The sequence below is a fragment of the Mesorhizobium sp. P2_A8 genome, from assembly GCF_056404935.1.
In genome coordinates this window covers 490,221-511,030 of record NZ_JBFUDB010000004.1, presented here as the reverse complement: position 1 = coordinate 511,030, position 20,810 = coordinate 490,221, and the positions used below count along the sequence as shown (strand labels likewise).

15 protein-coding genes are annotated in these 20,810 nt (G+C 63.3%); 9 read left to right on the top strand and 6 right to left on the bottom strand.

The genetic code is table 11. The features are described from left to right. Positions 1-23: 23 nt before the first annotated feature. Positions 24-2,075, bottom strand: a complete 2,052-nt coding sequence (gene fhuB, locus AC1D10_RS14880; RefSeq protein ID WP_477272921.1) for a Fe(3+)-hydroxamate ABC transporter permease FhuB — start codon at positions 2,073-2,075, stop codon at positions 24-26. Beyond that, positions 2,072-2,989, bottom strand: a complete 918-nt coding sequence (locus AC1D10_RS14875; protein WP_477272919.1) for an ABC transporter substrate-binding protein — start codon at positions 2,987-2,989, stop codon at positions 2,072-2,074. Before AC1D10_RS14875 ends, fhuB begins: the two co-directional genes overlap by 4 nt. A gap of 220 nt (positions 2,990-3,209) precedes the next feature. On the opposite strand from AC1D10_RS14875, the gene AC1D10_RS14870 reads away from it, so the two are divergent. Together AC1D10_RS14870 and AC1D10_RS14865 are read left to right on the top strand one after the other, a co-directional pair. After that, a complete protein-coding gene (locus tag AC1D10_RS14870; RefSeq protein ID WP_477272917.1) occupies positions 3,210-5,360 on the top strand; it encodes a TonB-dependent siderophore receptor in 2,151 nt (716 codons plus the stop codon). Positions 5,361-5,800: 440 nt separating this feature from the next. Next, entirely contained in the window at positions 5,801-6,148 is a 348-nt protein-coding gene (locus AC1D10_RS14865; RefSeq protein ID WP_477272915.1) for a hypothetical protein, read from the top strand. Positions 6,149-6,313: 165 nt separating this feature from the next. Here the strand turns inward: AC1D10_RS14865 and ggt are convergent, their stop codons facing one another. From ggt to AC1D10_RS14850, 3 genes are all read right to left on the bottom strand, one after another. Continuing rightward, positions 6,314-8,053 carry a gamma-glutamyltransferase gene (gene ggt, locus AC1D10_RS14860; protein WP_477272913.1) on the bottom strand — a complete coding sequence of 580 codons (1,740 nt, stop codon included), beginning with the start codon at positions 8,051-8,053 and terminating at the stop codon, positions 6,314-6,316. A 91-nt stretch (positions 8,054-8,144) separates the two neighbouring features. Then, a complete protein-coding gene (rhaI, locus tag AC1D10_RS14855) occupies positions 8,145-9,437 on the bottom strand; it encodes an L-rhamnose catabolism isomerase (protein ID WP_477272911.1) in 1,293 nt (430 codons plus the stop codon). 113 nt (positions 9,438-9,550) lie between these two features. After that, the gene (locus AC1D10_RS14850; protein ID WP_477272909.1) at positions 9,551-11,653 is read right to left on the bottom strand and encodes a bifunctional rhamnulose-1-phosphate aldolase/short-chain dehydrogenase; all 2,103 of its coding nucleotides are present in this window, start codon (positions 11,651-11,653) and stop codon (positions 9,551-9,553) included. A 183-nt stretch (positions 11,654-11,836) separates the two neighbouring features. Here AC1D10_RS14850 and AC1D10_RS14845 point away from each other — a divergent pair, with 183 nt between their 5' ends. The 7 genes from AC1D10_RS14845 (at position 11,837) to AC1D10_RS14815 (ending at position 18,982) form a co-directional block, all read left to right on the top strand. Further along, a complete protein-coding gene (locus AC1D10_RS14845) occupies positions 11,837-12,646 on the top strand; it encodes a DeoR/GlpR family DNA-binding transcription regulator (RefSeq protein WP_477272907.1) in 810 nt (269 codons plus the stop codon). Between the two features lie 55 nt (positions 12,647-12,701). Continuing rightward, a complete protein-coding gene (rhaS, locus tag AC1D10_RS14840) occupies positions 12,702-13,697 on the top strand; it encodes a rhamnose ABC transporter substrate-binding protein (protein ID WP_027055502.1) in 996 nt (331 codons plus the stop codon). 84 nt (positions 13,698-13,781) lie between these two features. Further along, a complete protein-coding gene (locus AC1D10_RS14835) occupies positions 13,782-15,323 on the top strand; it encodes a sugar ABC transporter ATP-binding protein (RefSeq protein ID WP_477272904.1) in 1,542 nt (513 codons plus the stop codon). Beyond that, positions 15,320-16,300: an ABC transporter permease gene (locus AC1D10_RS14830; protein WP_477272902.1), complete on the top strand. Its 981-nt coding sequence runs from the start codon at positions 15,320-15,322 to the stop codon at positions 16,298-16,300. Before AC1D10_RS14835 ends, AC1D10_RS14830 begins: the two co-directional genes overlap by 4 nt. Beyond that, entirely contained in the window at positions 16,297-17,292 is a 996-nt protein-coding gene (locus tag AC1D10_RS14825) for an ABC transporter permease (protein WP_477272900.1), read from the top strand. The genes AC1D10_RS14830 and AC1D10_RS14825 overlap by 4 nt, the downstream gene beginning before the upstream one ends. Beyond that, the gene (rhaM, locus tag AC1D10_RS14820) at positions 17,292-17,609 is read left to right on the top strand and encodes an L-rhamnose mutarotase (protein WP_477272898.1); all 318 of its coding nucleotides are present in this window, start codon (positions 17,292-17,294) and stop codon (positions 17,607-17,609) included. The genes AC1D10_RS14825 and rhaM overlap by 1 nt, the downstream gene beginning before the upstream one ends. Next, positions 17,606-18,982: an FGGY-family carbohydrate kinase gene (locus AC1D10_RS14815; RefSeq protein WP_477272896.1), complete on the top strand. Its 1,377-nt coding sequence runs from the start codon at positions 17,606-17,608 to the stop codon at positions 18,980-18,982. The genes rhaM and AC1D10_RS14815 overlap by 4 nt, the downstream gene beginning before the upstream one ends. On the opposite strand, the gene AC1D10_RS14810 is transcribed toward AC1D10_RS14815, so the two are convergent. Continuing rightward, the gene (locus AC1D10_RS14810; protein ID WP_477272894.1) at positions 18,983-20,809 is read right to left on the bottom strand and encodes an alanine racemase; all 1,827 of its coding nucleotides are present in this window, start codon (positions 20,807-20,809) and stop codon (positions 18,983-18,985) included. It lies immediately after the preceding gene. Position 20,810: the final 1 nt, after the last annotated feature.

Genomic DNA, 20,810 nt, shown 5'->3' with positions numbered 1-20,810 from the left:
GAAATCTCCACAGGGACAAAAAGTCAGCGGCGACGCAGCAGCCACATCAATACCGGGCCGCCGATCAGCGTGGCGACGAGACCGGCCGGGATCTGGTGCGGGAAGATGGCGGTGCGGCCGATCCAGTCGGCGGCGACCATGATCAGCGCGCCGGCGAGCACCGCGCCGGCTGCTTGCGGCAGCGCGCGGGACAGGCCGAGGCGACGGGCAAGATGCGGCGCCATCAGGCCGATGAAGGTCAGCGGGCCGACGATCAGCGTCGAGGCGGCGGTGAGTGCTGCGACCACCAGCAGCACAAGAATCCGCGCCTCCTTCAGGTTGATGCCTAGACCTTGAACGGCGGCGGCCCCGAGCGGCAGGATGTCCAGCCAGCGCATGAAGAGAGGCGCCAGCGCAAAGAGGCAGATGGCGATGCCGCCCGTCAGCAGGGCGGCGCTCGGATCGACGCCATATGTCGAGCCGGTGAGCCAGTTGAGCAGCAGCATGGCGCGCGGATCGCCGGTGGTGGTGAGCACCAGGATCAGAGCGTCGAACAAAGCCGTCAAAGCCACTCCGGCGAGCAGCAGCCGTTCCGGTGCATAGGCGGCACGGCGGCCGATGGCCAGCGTCACCAGAAGAGCGGCGAAGGCGCCAATGGTGGCGGCCGCGGTCTGCAGCGGACGGCCTGCATCGGCGAGCGCGAACAGCGCCACCATCATGCCCAGCGCGGCGCCGGCGCTGATGCCCAGCACTTCGGGGCTGGCCATCGGATTGCCGGTCAGTCGCTGCATCATGAGCCCGGCAAGCGCCAGCATCGCGCCGGCACCCAGCGCGGCAAGCACGCGGGGCCACCGCCACGACAGCAGCGGCTGTAGCGCATCGCCGAAAGCGAAGGTCCAGCCATGCGGCCCCGGCCCAAAGAGCAAGGCCAGCCCCAGCAGCAAAAGCAGAGCCAGGCCGATCGCCGCCAGCACGAGGCCGGGCCGGCTCGCGCGCGGGAGCCGCTCGGCCGTCAATGCCGGGGCTTCCGAACCAAGGGCAAGGCGCGGCAGCAGCCAGAGCAGCAGCGGCGCGCCGAGGAGCGCGGTGATCGCTCCGGTCGGCATCAGGTCGCCTTGCGGTCCAGTGGCGATCTGCACGGCCTGATCGGTGGCCCACAGCAATGCACCGCCGATGAGCGGCGCCATCACCAGCTGCTGACCCAACCGGCGGGCACCGCCGATGCGCGCGAGGGTCGCGGCGGCCAGGCCGACAAAGCCAATGACGCCAACAGCGGCAACGACGAAGGCGATCAGCGCGACGGCCGCCGCCAGCCCGGCGAAGCGATAGAGGCCGAGCGGGACGCCAAGGCTGCGCGCGCCGTCCTCGTCGAGGCCAAGCAAGGTCAGCGGCCGCACCATGAGGAAGATCGCCAACGCAGCAGTGCCGATGCGCGGCAACAGCCACAGCGTCGTCGACCAGTCCTGCTGGCCGAGCGAACCGGCGCCCCAGATGAACAGGCTGGCCAGCCATTCATGCCGCAGCACCACCAATGCCGCACCGATGGCGCCGGCGTAGAGGCTGACGACCAGCCCAGCCAGCACGACCGAAAGCGGTGACAGGCCCTTGTGCCAGGACAAAGCGATGACGGCGGCCAGGGCGACGAAGGCGCCGGCCAGCGCCACCCATTCGCGGCCGAAGGCGAGCGAGGACGGTGCGAGAAGCGTCGCCAGCGCCAGCGCCAGATAGGCACCGGCCGAGACGCCGACCGTTTCGGGCGAGGCCAGCGGGTTGCGCAGAACCTGTTGCAGGACGGTTCCGGCAAGTCCGAGTGCCGCGCCACACAGCAGGCTGACAGCAAGCCTGGGCAGGAAGGCGTAGTGGACGAGCACCTGCCCCATGTCATCGATGTCGGGCTTCGCGAAGGCTTCGAGCCAGAGCGCCGGCGGCAGCTGCACAACAAGGTTGGACAGGGTTGCGGCCACCGCACCGCCGACAAGCACCACGCAAAGCAGGATCGCGCCGAGCGGATAATTGTCGAAGATGCCAGCCGACCGCGCACGGTCGGCCGAGGCGGGGCTGGTGTCGCCAGTCAAGGTCGCTGCGCCATCCCTCATCGGTTGTTTCCCTCTGTCATCGCCCTGGCCAGAACCCGGGCGAAGCGGGTGGCCGAGGGAAGCGCGCCGAACATCAGCACGGCGGGGAGGCGCATGATCGAGCGGTTGCGCACGAAGGGCATGGCGTTCCACACCGGGCTTTCGGTCAGCGTGCCGCCGGCGCCGTCGGGCAAAGGCTCCAGATAGGCGAGGCGTGCGTCGCTTGATGTAGCCAGGCCGTCGATGCCGACGGTCGCAAACCCCCAATAGTTGGTCTCGCCGATCCAGGCATTGCTTAGCCCGATGCGGTCGAACACCTCCTGAAACAGACTTTTCTTGCCGTAGACGCGCACATTGCGCGGATCCATGAAGCTGACGACATAGATCGGCCGCGCCGAAAGCGGCGCCAGCTGCTGGCGAACTTCTGAAAAATACGCATCCGTCGCCGCGATCAGCGTTTCGCCTTCGCTTTCCTTGCCGACAAGCCTGGCGAGTTGGCGCGTCGCCTCGACTGCTCGCTGATAAGGCTGCCCGGCTTCGGTATAGAGCCCGATCGTCGTTACCGGCGCCACGCGTTCGAGCAGCGGCTTGATGCCATCGAGATACGGCATGGCCAGGATGATGTCGGGGGCAAGCTGCTGCAGCAATTCGAGATTGGGCTCGAGCAGCGTGCCGACATCGGCGATGTCGGGCGGCAGCGGCGGCTCGACCACCCAGGTCTCCCAGACGTCGCGACCGGCAATGGCGACCGGGTTGACGCCGAGCATGAGCAAGGTTTCGGCCAGCCCGTCATCCAGGCAGACGATGCGCAGCGGCTTCGCCGCGGCAGATGGCGATGCAATTCCGGTGAAAGGCAGAACGAAAAGTCCCAGCGCGCCGCGCCGGGTGATCTGGCCGCGGCGACGGTCGGCCCTGTGAGATTCGAGGGCCGCCATCACCACACGGCGCCTGTGCGGAAATCCGTCTGGGCGTGGATGTCAGGCACGGTTTTTCTCCAGAACGACGCGATCCCAAAAAACTGGCTGCCGGCAGCCGATGGCCGGTTGACTATGAAACATGACTTTAATAGTCAACATTGAAGATGACCAAATTAGTCAACAATTTCTCGCGCCGGCCGAAAGGGCCTGCGCATCGCCGGCAGTGAGGGGTATCGAGATGGGTTTGAGTGCATGTCGTGCGGCGCGTCGGCGAAGCCGGGTCCAGGGCCTTGTGGTCGCGTCGCTCTCGACGCTGATTTGCGCGCAGGCCCTGGCACAGGACGCCACGACCGAACTCAACCCGATCAATGTCGAGGGACAGACCGACAGCCCGGTCGGCCCCGATGACGGCTATATCGCAAAGAACACCACGACCGGCTCGAAGACCGACACACCACTGAAGGAAATTCCGCAGTCGGTGTCGGTCATCACTCGCAAACAACTCGACGACCGCCAACCGGAGCAGCTTGAGGACAGTCTATCCTACCTTGCCGGCGTCACCCCTTCGCCATGGGGTATCGACGATCGCTTCGACCAATGCCTGATCCGCGGTTTTGACCTCTGCACGTCGGCGATCTATCGCGACGGCCTGCCGCAGAAGGTGATCGACTTCTCCGGCTTCAAGATCGAACCCTATGGGCTGGAGCGAATCGAGGTGCTGAAGGGACCGTCCTCGGTGCTCTACGGCGAGAACGAGGCCGGCGGCATGGTCAATGCCATTACCAAGCGGCCGACGGACAAGCCGATTTATGACGGTTTCCTCAGCTATGGCAGCTTCAACACGGTCGAGGCCGGGCTCGATGTCGGCGGCCCGATCGACGATGCCGGCGTATGGTCCTACCGGCTGACCGGTCTGGTTCGCAACGGCGAGATCGAAACCGACTATTCCCGCAACGACCGCATCTTCGTCGCGCCGGCGCTCAAATGGCAGCCGGATGCGCAGACCTCGTTGACCATCCTGGCCAACTACCAGTGGGACAGGCTGACGCCGATCCAGTTTCTGCCGGCGCAGTATGGCAATCTGCCGCGCAATTTCTTCACCGGCTCGCCCGACTTCGACCGTTTCGATGCCAACCATGGTTCGATCGGCTACCAGTTCAGCCATGAGTTCGACGACCATTGGACAGTGCGGCAGAACCTGCGCTACTCGCAGCAGGAAACCGACTACCGGCAGCTCTACTATGGCGAGTGGCTTGGCGGCCCGGACATGATCAACGATCATACGATGTCGCGTACGCTGTTCACCGTGGATGAGACGGCAAGTCTGTTCAACGTCGATAACCAGGCCGAATACAAGGCGACCTTCGGCGCGGTCGAAAACAAGCTGCTGTTCGGTCTCGATTACAACAGGCAGTCGGTCGACGGGCAGAACGGCTATGGGGAAGGTCCGCCGCTGGACACCCTGAATCCGGACTACTCGATCCCGGTCACGCCGCCGGGTCTCATCATTGCCGATCGCGTGCAGACGATCGGCCAGATCGGTCTTTATGCACAAAACCAGTCCAAGATCGCCGACCACTGGGTGCTGACCCTCGGCGGCCGGCAGGCCTGGGTCGACAACACCAATCAGGACCGGATTGGTACGGGCAGCTACGATCAGAAGGACCATGCCTTCACCGGCAATGTCGGCATCGGCTATCTCTTCGACAACGGTTTGACGCCCTATGCCAGCTATGCCGAATCCTTCACCACCAATATCGGCCAGACACTGGCCAATGTGCCGTTCCAGCCCTCCAAAGGAAAGCAGTACGAAGTCGGCGTGAAGTACGAGCCGACCTTCTTCCCCGGATACCTCACCGCCTCGCTGTTCGACCTGCGCAAGACCAATGTGCTGACGACCGATCCGAGCAATCCGCTTGGCCAGGTCCAGACCGGAGAAGTCCGCCATCGCGGCCTCGAGATCGAGGCCAATGCCGATCTTGCTTTCGGCCTGAGCGCGACAGCGGCCTACACCTATCTCGATGCGGAGATAGCCAAGGGCGACGACGCCGGCAACCGCCCTGCCAGGGTGCCGGAACACCAGGCATCGCTGTGGGCCAACTATGAAGTTGGCAGCGGCGTGCTCGAGGGCTTGAGCCTCGGCGCCGGCGTGCGTTACATCGGCGCGAGTTTTGGCGACAACACGAACACGGTCAACGTGCCCGGCCACACGCTGGTCGATGCGGCGCTGCGCTACAAGAAGAATGGCTGGCAGGCGGCGCTCAATGTCTCCAACCTGTTCGACAAGACCTACTACTCGACCTGCTACGAGAGCGGCAGCAATCCCGACCTCAGCTGCATCTATGGCGAAGGCCGCGTCATCAAGGGCAGCCTCAGCATGAAGTTCTGATGCATGCCGCCCAGCCTGCCCGCAAACCGCAGTGCTGAGAGCAAGGGCTTGAAGTGCAGCGCTTGAGCGCGTGACATCATGACGTGTCTCTGGGCCGCGATCGGGCGAGGGCCGCGCAATCCGTTGACGCTGCGAGGCGATCCGGTCCGTTACGTCGCCCGTGCGACATCACGCCACCCGAAATCGCCGCCGGCCTGACCGAACCCATATCCGGCATCATCTTTCCTCCACGAATTCAGTCCATAATGGCATGGTCCACGGCCGCCTTCGGGCAGCCGCGCCCCGGGATTGCCTGAGAGAGGACGGCCAGGCACGAATCAAAAAGTCGGCGGCAAGCCGCGACAGAAGGTGTAGAAGACCGTGCCGAACGCATCGAGGGCAGTGCGATCGGGTTGCGCTCGGCAAGCCTTGATGATTTGTTGCCGCAATACGGAGAACGAATGATGCGAGAGCCTGCCGGTCAAAACGAATATGGATCGACGAATCCCTTCGATCCGGACGATCTGCCGACGTTGAACGCGATCGGGCCAACCATTGGCGGCGGCAACGATTTCGAGAAATATGCGGTTGCCGTGATCATCGTGTTCGGCGCCCTGATCATCGGCGGGCTGATGGCCGCGTCGATGACCTTCGGGCACCGCAACGGTTTCCTCTTCGCGCTTGGTGGCGCCACATCGGCCTGGATAGGGGGAAACGCGCTGCTGCTCGACCGGCCGCGAATCTACGCGCTGTTCGTCGCCATCGCCGCCTTGATGTTGGTCGCATCCACCATCACGCTGGTCGCCTAGAGCGGTTCACCGTTTCACGGAAACGGAGAACCACTCTATCTCTTTGTTTCGACGCAATTCCCTAAGGGAAAGCGCTACGCGCTTTCCCGGGAAAACCGTTTCACACTTTTCTGGAATTGCTCTAATCGGACAGAAAGTCCAGCATCGGCCCTCTACGCCGATGCTCTAATATCCAAGTGCCTCGCCGGAGGCCGCACGGCTGTCGATGGCGCCGTTGTAGCGGGCGCCGCCGCCCTTCTCGATCTCCGCCAGGCTCTTGCCGCCGACCAGAATGCCCGCAGCCTGACCCCAGGTCGAATCACCGAGATCGAGGTGATAGCCCATGCCGGCCAGCAACTTTTCGGTATCGGGTGAAAGTCCGAACGGCTCGATGTAAACCGTGTCTGGCAGCCACTGGTGATGGATGCGCGGCGCGTCGATCGCCTCCTGGATGTTCATGCCGTGGTCGATGACATTGACGATCGCTTCCAGCGTGATGGTGATGATGCGCGAGCCGCCCGGGCTGCCGATGACCATGAACGGCTTGCCATCCTTGGCCACCACTGTCGGGCTCATCGACGACAGCGGCGTCTTCTTCGGCTGGATGGCATTCGCTTCGCCCTGAACCAGACCATAGAGATTGGGCACGCCGGGTTTCTGCGTAAAATCGTCCATCTCGTTGTTGAGCAGGATGCCGGTGCCGTCGGCGACGACGCCGGCGCCGAACGATCCGTTCAGCGTGTAGGTGACGGCGACCGCGTTGCCGTCATTGTCGATGATCGAATAATGCGTCGTCTCCTTGCTTTCGCCAAAGCCCTTCGGCATCAGGTCCTGCGACACGCCGGCCCGGAACGGATCGATCTTGTCGCGGATATCCTTGGCATAGGCCTTGTCCAGCAGTTTCGAGACCGGATTGTCGACGAAATCGGGATCGCCGAGCGCCGAATTGCGGTCGACATATGCGTAGCGCATCGCCTCGACCATGACATGGACCGTCTCGGCCGAGCCGGCGCCGAGGTAGGACAGCGGATAGCCTTCGAGCACGTTGAGGATTTCGCAGATGATGACGCCACCGGAACTCGGCGGCGGCGAAGATGTGATCTCGTAGCCGCGATAGGTGCAGGTCACCGGCTTGAGTTCGCGAACCGCATATTGCTCGAAATCCGGCTTGGCCAGGATGCCGCCCTTGGCGCCGCTCGCCTTGACGATGGCATCGGCAATGGCGCCTTTGTAGAACGCATCAGGGCCTTTCTCGGAAATGGCGGCGAGCGAAGCGGCAAGGTCAGGCTGGATCAGGCGCTCGCCGATGCCATAGGGCTTGCCATCGGGCTTCAGGAAAATCGCGGCAGCCGCAGGATCCTTCGCCAGCCTGTCGGCGCTGCCGGCAAAAGAGGCCGCGTCGCCCTGATTGAGGATGAATCCGTCCTTGGCATAGCTGATTGCCGGCGCCATCAAATCCTGTCTGGACAATTTGCCATATTTTTCGCGGGCCATCTCTAAACCAGCCACTGAGCCCGGCACGCCGACCGCGAGATAGCCGTTGAGGCTGGCGCCCTTCACCGGGTTGCCGTCCTTGTCGAGATACATCGTCTTGGTCGCCGCAAGCGGCGCCCGCTCGCGAAAATCGAGGAAGGTCGATTTGCCGTCCTTGAAGCGGATGGTCATGAAGCCGCCGCCACCGATATTGCCGGCATTGGGGTAGACGACGGCGAGCGCATAGCCGACGGCGACCGCGGCATCGACAGCATTGCCGCCCTTTTTCAAGACCTCGACACCCACTTCGGACGCCAGATGCTGGGCCGTGACCACCATGCCGTGCTCGCCCTTGGCTGGTGCGGGCGACGCGGCGAAGACGCTCGTCAATGGGGCCAGGGCGAAGGTGATGGAAAGTGTGGCGGCGATCAATGTCCGACGGGTGAGAGGCATGGCGGTTCTCCGGGCGGGGGGACGCCTAGAAGAACCCGTCAGGGCCGCCGAGTCCACCATCAATGGTGGACCAGGCGGATCAATTCAGATGTCAGACAATGCCGCCCGAGCCGCCGGCGACTGCGGGACGTTCCGCCGCCACCTTGGCGCGGTACCCGGCCGCCCGGTAAGCGGCAACCGGATCGATGGCGCCGCCCGTCTTCAACCGCGCCATGGCGAGGATCGGCTCGACATCAGTGCGGTAGGCGGCTTTCAGCGTCTGCGTCGCCATCAGCGCGTCATTGCTGTCCTGGTAGGCTTCCAGCGCCTTGCGGTCGACCAGCAGCGCCTGCGCATAGGCGCGCTGCACCTCGACCGCCGACAGCATCAGGCTTTCGATCGGATCGGTGACGTTGTGGCTCTGGTCGAGCATGTGGGCCGGATCGAAACCCTCGGCGCCGGAAAGCTCGGCATCGACCAGTTCGTTAAAGACAAGGAACAGCCGGTAGGGATCGATCGAACCGGCGTCGAGGTCGTCGTCGCCATATTTCGAATCGTTGAAATGGAAGCCGCCGAGTTTCTTGAACTGGATCAGCCGCGACACGATCATCTCGATGTTGACGTTGGGCGCGTGATGGCCAAGGTCGACCAAACAGAACGCCTTGTCGCCCAGTTCCTGCGCGATCATGTAATTGGTGCCCCAATCCTGCACGACCGTCGAATAGAAGGCCGGCTCATACATCTTGTGCTCGGTGAACAGTTTCCAACCGTCCGGCAGTCCGGCATAGACCTCCTTCATGGCGTCGAGATAGCGCTCGAATGCCCTGGCGAAATTGACCTGGCCGGGAAAGTTCGAGCCGTCGCCGATCCACACCGTCAGCGCCTTGGAGCCCAGCGTCTTGCCGATTTCGATGCATTCGAGATTGTGCTCGACCGCTTGCCGGCGTGTGCCGGCATCAGCATGCGACAGCGAGCCGAATTTGTAGGAAAGTGTCTGGTCCTTGGCATCCGAGAAAGTGTTGGAATTCATGGCGTCGAAGCCGAGGCCGAAGCGCGAGGCCGCCTGTTTCAGCCGGTTCGGGGAGGCCTTGTCCCACGGAATGTGCAAGGAGACGGTCGGTGTCGCCTGCGTCAGCTGCTGGATGACGGCGCAGTCCTCGATCTTGTCGAAGATGTCGCGCGGCTCGCCGGCGCCGGGAAAGCGGGCAAAGCGGGTGCCGCCGGTGCCGACGCCCCAGGAGGGAATAGCTACGGCGAATTTCTCGACCTTGTCTCGGATGGCGTCGATGGCGATGCCGCGACGGTCGAGGCGCTCGCCGAGCGACGCGTAGTCGCGCTCGAGATCGGCCTTGCGCGCGGCGTTGTCCTTGTCGACGACGTCGGCGGAAATGATGGATTCGGACACTAAAGTTTCCTCCCAGATGCGTTCGGTCGGCGCTGCCCCTCATCCGCCTGTCGGCACCTTCTCCCGGCATAGGGACGGGGAGAAGGGAAGCGTTCCGGCGCCGCCTTCAATGATTACCGCGTAAAGCTCTGCGCGTTGCCGGCGTCGACATTGATGATGTTGCCGGTCGACTTGGCCGACATGTCGGAGGCGAAGAAATAGATCGCCTCGGCAATGTCTTCCGGGAAGACCGAACGCTTCAGCATCGAGCGCGAGCGGTAGTGCTCCTCGAGGTCGTCGGTCGACATCTTGTAGGCGGCGGCGCGCTGTTCCTTCCACTCGCCGGTCCAGATCTTCGAGCCGCGCAGCACGGCGTCCGGGTTGACGACATTGACCCGGATTTGCGCTTCCGCGCCTTCCAGCGCCAGGCAACGCGCCAGATGGATCTCGGCCGCCTTGGCCGTGCAATAGGCGGCGGCATTGGGCGAGGCGGCAAGGCCGTTCTTGGAGGCGACGAAGACGACATTGCCGCCGATCTTCTGCACCCGGAACAGCCGGAACGCTTCCCTGGACACCAGGAAATAACCGGTGGACAGGATGTCCATGTTCTTGTTCCACAGCGCCAGCGTGGTTTCCTCGATCGGCGCCGAGGAGGCGAGACCCGCATTCGATACCAGAATGTCGATGCCGCCGAACTCGACCGCCATCTCCCCGAAGCCGGAGATGACCTGGTCCTCTGAAGTGACGTTGATCAGCACCGGCCGGACGAAATCCTTGCCATAGGCTTTCGCCAACTCGTCATTGGCGCTGGCGAGCGCTGTCTCGTCGATGTCAGCCAGCACGACGCAGGCGCCTTCGCGCAGCAGCCGGCTGGCCGTCGCGCGGCCGATGCCGCCGGCACCACCGGTGACCAGCGCAATCTGGCCGGCGAGCGCCTTCGGCTTTGGCATGCGCTGCAGCTTCAGGTCCTCGAGCAGCCAGTATTCGATGTCGAAGGCTTCCTGTGCGGGCAAGCCGACATAGGACGAGACCGTGGAGGCACCGCGCATGACGTTGATGGCGTTGACATAGAATTCGCCCGAGATGCGGGCCGTCGCCTTGTCACCGGCAAAGGTGAACATGCCGACGCCGGGCATCAGGTAGACGACGGCGTTGGGATCGCGGATGGCGGGCGAGTCCGGATGCTTGCAGCTGTCGTAATAGGCCTGGTAGCCAACACGATAGGCGGCAATATCGTCGGCAAGACGGGCAATGACGGCATCGACATCGGGCTTGGCCGGATCGAATTCGATGACCAGCGGGCGGATCTTGGTGCGCAGGAAATGGTCCGGGCATGAGGTGCCAAGTGCCGCCAGCGGCCGCAAATCCCTGGAGTTGACGAATTCGAGCACGGCGGGCTGGTCGTCGAAATGACCAAGCTTGTGGCTCTTTTCCGAGATCAGGCCGCGGATCCTGGGCATCAGCTTCGCGGCAATGGCACGGCGTGATGCAGCGTCGAGCGATTTGACCGCTTCGCCGCCGAAGATCGCCAGGCCTTCGGACCGGCGCTCGAACCATTCGATCGCCTGATTGATGACCGAAATCGTCGTCTCGTAGCATTCCTTCGGCGTGTCGCCCCACGTGAACAGGCCATGGCTCTCGAGAATGACGCCCTTGGCGGCGGGGTGTTCGAGGCAGAATTTCTCCAGCCAAAGGCCGAGTTCGAAACCCGGCCGCTTCCACGGCAGCCAGCCGATGGCATCGCCGAAGATCTCCCTGGTCAGCGCCTTGGAATCCTTTGCGGCAGCGATGGCGATGATCGCGTCGGGATGCATATGATCGACAAAGGGTTTTGGCACGAAGGCATGCAGCGGCGTGTCGATCGAGGCCGCGCGTGGGTTCAAATTGAAGGTGCAGTGCGGCAGGAGACCGACCATCTCGTCCTCATGCGCCAAGCCGCGATAGAGGCCTTTCAGCGCGCGCAACTTGTCCATGTAGAGGGTGGCAAAACCGTCGAGCTTGATAGAGGCGCTGTCGCCGCCCGAGCCCTTGACCCAAAGCACTTCGACGTCTTCGCCCGTCAGCGGGTCTTTCTGCTGGATTTTCGAGGAGGTGTTGCCGCCGCCATAGTTGGTGACGCGCTTGTCGGAGCCGAGCGTGTTCGAGCGATAGACCAGAAGCTCAGGGTCGCTCATCCCCTTGGCCCTAGCATCATCCCACAGATTGGCGAGGCGCGAACCGGAGCGCTTGTCGAGCATAGATATCCTCCCTGGGACGCAAAAAGAGCAGTCCATTCGGCCGGGAATGTCTACGCAAGCAGGCCGCTTGTCAATCACAAACGATCAAGATCAATCATATTGCACTGCACAATGAAATTATTTGATCGGAAATGATTGACACTGCTCGTTTTGAGTGCCTAGATGCTCAGGCAGGGAGGAACCATGCACGAAAAAGAGCGCCACAGGATCATTCTGTCCGCCGTCCAGGAAAAGCCTGTGGTGACGGTGCAGGAGATGGTCGACCTGACGGAGTCCTCCGAGGCGACGATCCGGCGCGATATCGCGGCACTCCACGTCCAGAAGCGCCTGCGCCGGGTGCGCGGCGGCGCCGAGGCGATCTCGCCGCCGCAGTTCATCGGCCTCGCCGGCCGGCCGTTTTCCGTCAACGAAACACTCAACGCAGCGCAGAAGCGATCGATCGCCCGCGAAGCGGTCGAGCTGTGCAAGGACGGCGAGCCGATCATCATCAATGGCGGCACCACAACCTTCCAGATGGTGCATTTCCTGACCGGCCGCCGCATGCCGATCTTCACCAATTCGTTCCCGATCGCGGAGCACCTGCTCAAGCACTCCAAGAACACGGTGATGCTGTCGGGCGGCACCATTTACCGCGAGCAGAACATCATCCTGTCGCCCTTCGACAATGACGTGACGCGCAATTTCTATGCGCGCCGCATGTTCATGGGCGCGCAGGGGCTCGGGCCGCTCGGCCTGATGGAAGGCGACCCGCTGCTGATCCAGGCGGAGCAGAAGCTGATCGACCAGGCCGACGAGCTGGTGGTGCTGGTCGATTCCTCGAAATTCCGCAAACGCTCCAGCCTGATCCTGTGCGGCCTGTCGCGCATCGCCACGGTCATCACCGATGACGGCATCGAGGATCGCGAAGCCAAAATGCTCGAAACCGCGGGCGTGACACTGATCGTCGCCCGCAAATCGGCAACCAACAAGGAAGAATCTTCACTGCAGGCCTGAGGCCAACTCACGCCCGCAGCGGCGATGGAATGCAACGCTCAAGGGAGGATATTCGATGAGCTTTTTGAAGAAATTGATGGTGACGGCGGCTTTCTCTGCCGCCATGTTCGTGAATGCGGCCTATGCCGAAAACGTCAAGATCGCACTGGTGGTGAAGTCGCTCGGCAACGGCTTCTTCGATGCCGCCAACAAGGGCGCCGAAGAGGCGGCCAAGGAACTCGGCGACGTCGATATCATCTATACCGGTCCGACCAAGGCGACCGCCGAAGCGCAGATCGAAGTGGTCAATTCGCTGATCGCCCAGAAGGTCAACGCCATCGCCATTTCGGCCAATGACGCCGACGCGCTGGTGCCGGTGCTGAAGAAGGCCATGGAGCGCGGCATCACCGTCATCTCCTGGGATTCGGGCGTCGCCAAGGAAGGCCGCCAGCTTCACCTCAACCCGTCCGACACCGGCCTGATCGGCGAGACCATCATCAAGCTTGCCGCCGACTATCTGCCGGAAGGCGGCGACGTCGCCATCCTGTCGGCGTCCTCGACCGCGACCAACCAGAACGCCTGGATCGACGCGGCCAAGAAAATCCTGCCGGAGAAGTTCCCCAAGATCAAACTCGTCGCCACCGTCTACGGCGACGATGACTCGGCCAAGAGCACGGACGAAGCCAAGGGCCTGCTGAAGTCCTATCCGAACCTCAAGGCGATCATCGCACCGACCACCGTCGGCGTCGTTGCCGCCGCCCAGGTGGTGACTGACGAGAATCTGATCGGCAAGGTCAACGTCACCGGCCTTGCGCTGCCGTCCGAGTTCAAGAAGTTCATCGACAACGGCGCCAGCCAGGCCGTGGCCCTATGGAACCCCATCGACCTCGGCTACTCCGCCGTCTACCTCGCCCACGATCTGGCGGTGAAGAAGGAAGAGGCCAAGCCGGGCGCCACGCTGTCGATCGGTCGCGTCGGCAAAGTCACGCTCGACGACACCAATTCGGCTGCTATGGCTCCGCCCTTCCAGTTCGACAAGAGCAACATCGAGAAGTTCTCCAAGATCTATTGATCTGGAGCTCCTTCGAGCTGTCGCGGCGGGGCTCACGTTCCGCCGCGACTTTAAACGGACCTTGTTTCAGGGCTTGATACGACTATGGACACGACAGCCCAACACGGCACGGCAAAGGAGGGGCCACTGGCCTCGACTCCGCGCCTGACGCTGTCCGGCGTCTCAAAGAGTTTTCCCGGTGTGCGTGCGCTGCACGATGTCGGCCTGTCGCTCTATCCGGGCCAGGTGACAGCACTGATCGGCGAAAACGGCGCCGGCAAGTCGACGCTGGTCAAGATCATGACCGGCATCTACCAGCCCGATACGGGCACCATCAGCATCGACGGTCAGGCCGTCACTCTGCCCAGCGCGCATGCCGCCTTCGGCTATGGCGTCACCGCGATCCATCAGGAGACCGTGCTGTTCGACGACCTGACGGTGGCCGAAAACATCTTTCTTGGCCACGCGCCGCGCACGCGCTTCGGCACAATCGACTGGCGCACCATGCGCAAAAATGCGCGCGAAGTGCTCGACACCATGCATGCCGGCCATATCGACGCCGATGCGCGGCTGAAGGACCTTGGCATCGCCAACAAGCATCTCGTCGCCGTCGCCCGCGCCATGTCGATCGACGCCCAGATCGTCATCATGGACGAGCCGACCGCCGCGCTTTCGATGAAGGAGATCGAGGAGCTTTTCCTGCTCATCGAGTTCCTCAAGAGCGAAGGCAAGGCGATCCTGTTCATCAGCCACAAGTTCGACGAGATCTACCGCATCGCCGACCGCTACACGGTGTTCCGCGATGGCGAGATGGTCGGCGAAGGCCTGATCAAGGATGCCGGCCAGAGCCAGATCGTGCGCATGATGGTCGGCCGCTCGGTTGACCACATTTTTCCGCAGCGCAAAGCCGAAATCGGCGCGCCGGTGCTTTCCGTCTCCGGCCTGTCGCACCCGACCGAGTTCAACAACATCGGCTTCGAGCTGCACAAGGGCGAAATCCTTGGCTTCTATGGCCTTGTCGGCGCCGGGCGCAGCGAGGTCATGCAAGCGATTTCAGGCATCACCCGCACGTCAGGCGGCACCATCACGTTGGAAGGCAAGACGATCGCGCCGAAATCGGCGGCGGATTCGATCGATGCCGGCATCGTCTATGTTCCCGAGGAGCGAGGCAAGCAAGGCGTGGTGATCGGCCTGCCGATCTTCCAGAATGTCTCGCTGCCTTCACTCAAGCGCACCTCGAAATCCGGCCTGCTGCGGCTGTCGGAGGAGTTCGCGCTCGCCCGCTCCTACACCGAGCGGCTCGACCTCCGCGCCTCCTCGCTCAGCCAGGATGTCGGCACGCTGTCGGGCGGCAACCAGCAGAAGATCGTCATCGCCAAATGGCTGGCCACCGCGCCCAAGGTGATCATCCTCGACGAACCGACCAAGGGCATCGACATCGGCTCGAAGGCCGCCGTGCACGGCTTTATGGCCGAGCTGGTGGCGCAGGGCCTGTCGGTGATCATGGTATCGTCGGAGCTGCCGGAAATCCTCGGCATGTCCGACCGTGTCGTTGTCATGCGCGAAGGACTTGTCGCGGCGATCTACGACAACAAGGGACTGGACGCCGAGACGCTGGTCCGGACGGCAGCGGGGATCGCGGCATGAGAGCCTTTCTCAAACACCGCGAAATCTGGCTGTTGGCGGCAATCGTTTTGCTCATCGGGCTGATCTCGACGCGCTTCCCGGCCTTCGCCGACCCCGGCAATCTGCGCCAGGTGTTCAACGACACCTCGATCCTCATGATCCTGGCGCTCGGCCAGATGGTCGTCATCCTGACCCGGTCGATCGACCTGTCGATGGCGTCGAACCTCTGCTTCACCGGCATGGTGGTGGCGATGCTGAACGCCGCGCACCCGGCGATCCCGATCCCGCTGCTGATCGTCATTGCGCTGGCCGTCGGGCTGGTACTGGGTGCCATCAACGGCCTCTTGGTTTGGCGACTGAACATCCCCTCGATCGTGGTTACGCTCGGCACACTGACCATCTATCGCGGCGCCACTTTCGTCCTGTCCGGCGGCGCCTGGGTCAATGCCGACAAGATGAGCCCCGACTTCATCGGCTTTCAACGCGCAGCCTTCCTCGGCATCCCTGTGCTGTCCTGGATTGCCATCCTGGTGATTGCGCTGTTCTTCGTCTTGATGACGCGCACAGCACTCGGCCGTTCGATCTATGCCATCGGCGTCAATCCGACGGCATCGGTCTATGCCGGCATCGATGTCGGCCGGACGAAATTCATCGTCTTCTGCATCTCCGGCATGATCGGCGGCCTTTCCGGCTATCTCTGGATATCGCGCTATGTGATTGCTTCGGTCGAGGTCGCCAACGGCTATGAGCTCAACATCATCGCCGCCTGCGTCATCGGCGGCATTTCGATTGCCGGCGGCATCGGCTCGGTCGGTGGCGCGGTGCTGGGCGCGTTGTTCCTCGGGATCATTTCCAACGCGCTGCCGGTCATCAACATCTCGCCCTTCTGGCAGATGGCGATTTCGGGCAGCGCCATCATCCTCGCCGTCGTGCTCAACGCGCGCGGCGAACGCCAGCAGGGCCGCATTATCCTCAGAAAAGTGGAGGCGGTGACATGACCGACGTCCCTGCCCCGCGCCACATTCCCGACCGGCTCGACAAGCCGCTGAGTTCGGCGATCTTTTCCTGGGAGGCGCTGCTGGTCGTGGTGGCCGTCGCCATCTTCGCCATCAACAGCTTCGCCTCGCCGTATTTCCTCGACCCGTACTCGCTGTCCGACCTGACTTTCAATTTCACCGAGAAGGGTCTGATCGCCTTTGCCATGGCGCTGCTGATCATTTCCGGAGAGATCGACCTGTCGGTCGCCGCCATCATTGCGTTGGCGTCGACCATGATGGGCATGGCGGTGCAGGCCGGCGCCGGAACGCCGGTGCTGGTGCTGATCGGCATCGTCGTCGGGCTTGGTTGCGGCGCCTTCAATGGGGTGCTGGTGACAAGGCTGGGATTGCCATCCATCGTGGTCACCATCGGCACGATGAGCCTGTTTCGCGGCATCGCCTTCATCGTCCTCGGCGACCAGGCCTACAAGGGCTATCCGGAAAGCTTCGCCTTCTTCGGCCAGGGATATGTCTGGTGGGTGGTGTCGTTCGAGCTGGTGCTGTTTCTCATCGCAGCTGTCATCTACTGGTTCGTGCTGCACCGGACGAGTTTCGGGCGTCGTGTCTTTGCCATCGGCAACAATCCGGTTGCGGCGCAGTTTTCCGGCGTGCGCGTCGGGCGCACCAAGTTCGTGCTTTTCTGCCTGACCGGGCTGATGTCGGGCATCGCCTCGGTGCTGATCACTTCGCGGCTCGGCTCGACCCGGCCTTCGATCGCGCAAGGCTATGAACTGGAAGTCATCACCATGGTGGTGCTCGGCGGCGTCAGCATCCTCGGCGGCGCCGGCAGCATTCTGGGTGTCGTGCTCGCCGCCTTCATCATGGGGCTGGTGACCTTCGGGCTTGGCCTGCTCAACGTGCCAGGCATCGTCATGTCGATCTTCATCGGCCTGCTGTTGATCATCGTCATCGCGCTGCCGATCGTCTGGCGGCGGCTGCGCGGAGGACGATGATGGCTGAGAAATATGCGTTCAAGATGAAACTCAAACCGGGCATGAATAGCGAATACAAGAAGCGCCACGACGAAATCTGGCCATCGCTGGTCGCTCTCCTCAAGCAGGCCGGCGTCTCCGACTATTCGATCCATCTCGACGAAGAGACCAATATCCTGTTCGGCGTGCTGTGGCGGCGAGACGATCACGGCATGGACGATCTGCCGAAGCATCCGGTGATGCAGCGCTGGTGGGCTCACATGGCCGACATCATGGAGACCAAGCCGGACAGTGAGCCGGTGGCCGTGCCGCTGGAAACCGTGTTCCATATGAAATGAGCGCGATGCGCCACATCGCCGTCATCGATATCGGCAAGACCAATGCCAAGGTGGCGCTGGTCGATCTCGCCACGCTGAGCGAAGTGGTGCTGCGCCGCATGGCCAATGCGCCGGTGCGGCACGCGCCCTACCCGCATCACGATGTCGAGGCGCTGTGGACGTTCATCCTCGACAGCCTTGCCAGCCTCAACCGCGAACAGCGCATCGACGCCATCTCGATCACCACGCATGGCGCGACGGGCGCACTGGTCGACGCCGCGAACGACCTGGTGCTGCCCGTCCTCGATTATGAATTCGATGGCCCCGACAGTCTGGCAGCAGACTATGATGCGATCCGTCCGCCCTTCGCCGAGACCGGCACGCCGCGCTTGCCGCTAGGCCTCAATCTCGGCGCGCAATTCTTCTGGCAGCAGAAGCGCTTCCCCGCGGAGTTCGCCAAGGCCTCCGCGCTGCTGATGTATCCGCAGTACTGGGCGCTGCGCCTGACCGGCGTCGCCGCCAATGAAGTGACCTCGCTCGGCTGCCACACCGATCTGTGGAACCCGTGGACAGCGGATTTTTCGTCGCTGGTCGACCGCCTGGGCTGGCGCGAGCTGATGGCGCCAGCGCGGCCAGCCAAAGACCGTCTCGGCCCGATCCTGCCTACACTTGTCGCGCGAACCGGGCTCGATCCGCAGACGCCGGTGTTCTGCGGCCTGCACGATTCCAACGCATCGTTGCTGCCGCATCTCCTGTCCGACGTGCCGCCTTTCTCCGTGGTCTCGACCGGCACCTGGGTGGTGTCGATGGCCGTCGGCGGCAAGCAGATTGTGCTGGATGCGGCGCGCGATACGCTGGTCAACGTCAGCGCTCTGGGCGCGCCTGTGCCTTCGGCGCGCTTCATGGGCGGCCGCGAGTTTTCCGTGCTGACGGAAGGCCAGCCGGACAACTGGACCGAAGCTGATGTCGGCGCCGTGCTGGCGCGAAAGACATTGCTGCTACCATCGACTCAGCAAGGGTCGGGGCCGTTCCCGCACCATGCCGCGACATGGCTTGACGCTGACGGCATCACACGCGGCCAGCGCTTCGCCGCCATCTCGTTCTATCTGGCGCTGATGACGGCGACCTGCCTCGACCTGATCGGCGCCGACGGCCCGACCACGGTCGAGGGGCCCTTTGCCCGCAACCGGCTCTATGTCGGCATGCTGGCGGCAAGCACGGCCCGCGCCGTTGTCGCGTCAGAGGCCGCCACCGGCACCAGCATTGGCGCAGCACTGCTCGCTTCGGGTCCGGTAACGGCTCATGGCAAAGGCGACAGAATGGAGCCGCCGACCGATCCGGCCTGGGTCGACTACGTCAGCGCATGGCGCGCGGCAGTCGAAGTGCAGCGCTGATTACAGAATCCGCTTGCCGAAGGCCGACATGACGAAGTTGACCGTATCGGTGCCGATCCGAGGCTCCAGATCCGCGGTCAGGCCCGAAACATCCATCGACAACAGCCCGCCGGAGAGCGCGATCGCCTCCATCGCCTGATGTGTTTCGCGCACGGTGAGGCCACCGGAACCTGCCGCCCAGCCGGCGAATTCGGTGACATCAGGCGAATAGCTGACGTGAAAACCTTGTGTGCCTGAAGTGGCGATGCGGATCGCCTCGTGCATCAGGTCGCGCATGCCCATGGCGTCGATATCGGTCATGGTGAAGGCCGCGACGCGCGAATCCTTCAGCACTCTCGCCTCGGCCGGATCGGCATGGCGCAAGCCAACGATGACGACATTCTCCGGCGACAGCTGCGGCTGCAGCGCACCCGCCTTGTGATCGAGGCCAAGGGCGCGGGCCAGCACCGCTCGTTCCGGAAGGTCGATGCCATCCTCGTCCTCGGGCATCAGGGCAGCGATGGAATCGATCCAGATCAGGCCGAAGGAATGCGTCGCGCGCGCCGTTGCGGTCAGCGCCTTGTGCGCGATGCGGCGATCGGCGCCGGCGGTCAGCCGGATCAACCCCGATGGCGGCCGCTCGATATCGGCCAATTCGACGACGTCGAAATTCATCGCCTCAAGCCGCGCGCCGGTGCCTTCCCGGGCCAGGATGCCGGCGGCGCCCTGTTCCGCCAGTATCGACACCATCTTGCGGCCGGAAAAATCCTCGACATCGTGCATCGGGGCCTTCTCGACATATTCCGAGGTCATCGCCAGCAGCATGGCGCCATAACTCATGCGGAAGGCGACGCGGTCGCCGACGGCGGGCGGCGGATCGGCATCCGCCACATCCAGCAGCAGATGGTCGCTGGAGGCGCCGAGCACCCGCACCCCCTTGGCGATCGGCGTCAGTCCCTCGACCAGCACGTCCTCGCGGCCGATATTGGCGATGGCGCGCAGCCTGTCGCCCTCGTCGGGAAAGACCGGCTGGTTGCCGAAGGCGTCGTAGCCGGATTGCCCGATCGGCCGTGACGGCTTGAGCTTGACCTCGATGATGTCGCTTGTCAGGCGGCAGGCGTCGGGTTCGAGTTCAGCCCACGGCACATCGCGGAAGGTTTCGACCCCGCCTTGCAGGATCGCCTCGCCGACGCGCAGATTGTTGATGCCGGCGGGTAGCTTGCCTTCAAGCAGCAACGGCAGCGACGACGAGGCGCCGCCCGAGATCCAGTCGAGGCTTTTACCGGACAGCCGCTCGGTCTTGTAGGCGTGGGCGACCAGTTGCCCGAGATTTTCCTCGGTCGGCATGATGGCGCCGAAACAGCCGAGATTGGTGCCGATACCGGCGATGCGCACGCCCTTGAACTGCAGGATCTGTTCGACCGTGGGGATCAGGTCGCTCGGCCAGATGCCTTCCCTGAGATCGCCGAGATCGATCATCAGCATGATGTCATGAACGCGGCCCATGCGCTCGGCGATGCGCGAAATCTCGCGGATGATCGTCAGTTCCGACTGCAGGCTGATGTCGACGGTGCGCACCACTTCCTCGACACGCGCCATCGGCGGGCTGCGCAACAGCATGATCGGTGCGTTGACGCCGCTGTCGCGCAGCCGGCGAATGTTCTCGAAACGCGACTCGGCGATGCCGGCGACGCCGCCGCGCAGCATGGCGCGCGCCACTTGCGGCATGCCGCAGGTGCCCTTGGTGACGCCGAATACCTTGATGCCCGACAGCGCACAACGTTCGACGATCGTGCGCGTGTTGCGCTCGATGCGGCCAAGGTCGATGGCGACTTGCGGTCCTGACATT

What these genes read in the sequence shown, in the direction of transcription:
- fhuB (WP_477272921.1), bottom strand. Translation starts at nt 2,075, where the DNA reads ATGAGGGATGGCGCAGCGACCTTGACTGGCGACACCAGCCCCGCCTCG.
- AC1D10_RS14875 (WP_477272919.1), bottom strand. Translation starts at nt 2,989, where the DNA reads ATGGCGGCCCTCGAATCTCACAGGGCCGACCGTCGCCGCGGCCAGATC.
- AC1D10_RS14870 (WP_477272917.1), top strand. Translation starts at nt 3,210, where the DNA reads ATGGGTTTGAGTGCATGTCGTGCGGCGCGTCGGCGAAGCCGGGTCCAG.
- AC1D10_RS14865 (WP_477272915.1), top strand. Translation starts at nt 5,801, where the DNA reads ATGATGCGAGAGCCTGCCGGTCAAAACGAATATGGATCGACGAATCCC.
- ggt (WP_477272913.1), bottom strand. Translation starts at nt 8,053, where the DNA reads ATGCCTCTCACCCGTCGGACATTGATCGCCGCCACACTTTCCATCACC.
- AC1D10_RS14850 (WP_477272909.1), bottom strand. Translation starts at nt 11,653, where the DNA reads ATGCTCGACAAGCGCTCCGGTTCGCGCCTCGCCAATCTGTGGGATGAT.
- AC1D10_RS14845 (WP_477272907.1), top strand. Translation starts at nt 11,837, where the DNA reads ATGCACGAAAAAGAGCGCCACAGGATCATTCTGTCCGCCGTCCAGGAA.
- rhaS (WP_027055502.1), top strand. Translation starts at nt 12,702, where the DNA reads ATGAGCTTTTTGAAGAAATTGATGGTGACGGCGGCTTTCTCTGCCGCC.
- AC1D10_RS14835 (WP_477272904.1), top strand. Translation starts at nt 13,782, where the DNA reads ATGGACACGACAGCCCAACACGGCACGGCAAAGGAGGGGCCACTGGCC.
- AC1D10_RS14830 (WP_477272902.1), top strand. Translation starts at nt 15,320, where the DNA reads ATGAGAGCCTTTCTCAAACACCGCGAAATCTGGCTGTTGGCGGCAATC.
- AC1D10_RS14825 (WP_477272900.1), top strand. Translation starts at nt 16,297, where the DNA reads ATGACCGACGTCCCTGCCCCGCGCCACATTCCCGACCGGCTCGACAAG.
- rhaM (WP_477272898.1), top strand. Translation starts at nt 17,292, where the DNA reads ATGGCTGAGAAATATGCGTTCAAGATGAAACTCAAACCGGGCATGAAT.
- AC1D10_RS14815 (WP_477272896.1), top strand. Translation starts at nt 17,606, where the DNA reads ATGAGCGCGATGCGCCACATCGCCGTCATCGATATCGGCAAGACCAAT.
- AC1D10_RS14810 (WP_477272894.1), bottom strand. Translation starts at nt 20,809, where the DNA reads ATGTCAGGACCGCAAGTCGCCATCGACCTTGGCCGCATCGAGCGCAAC.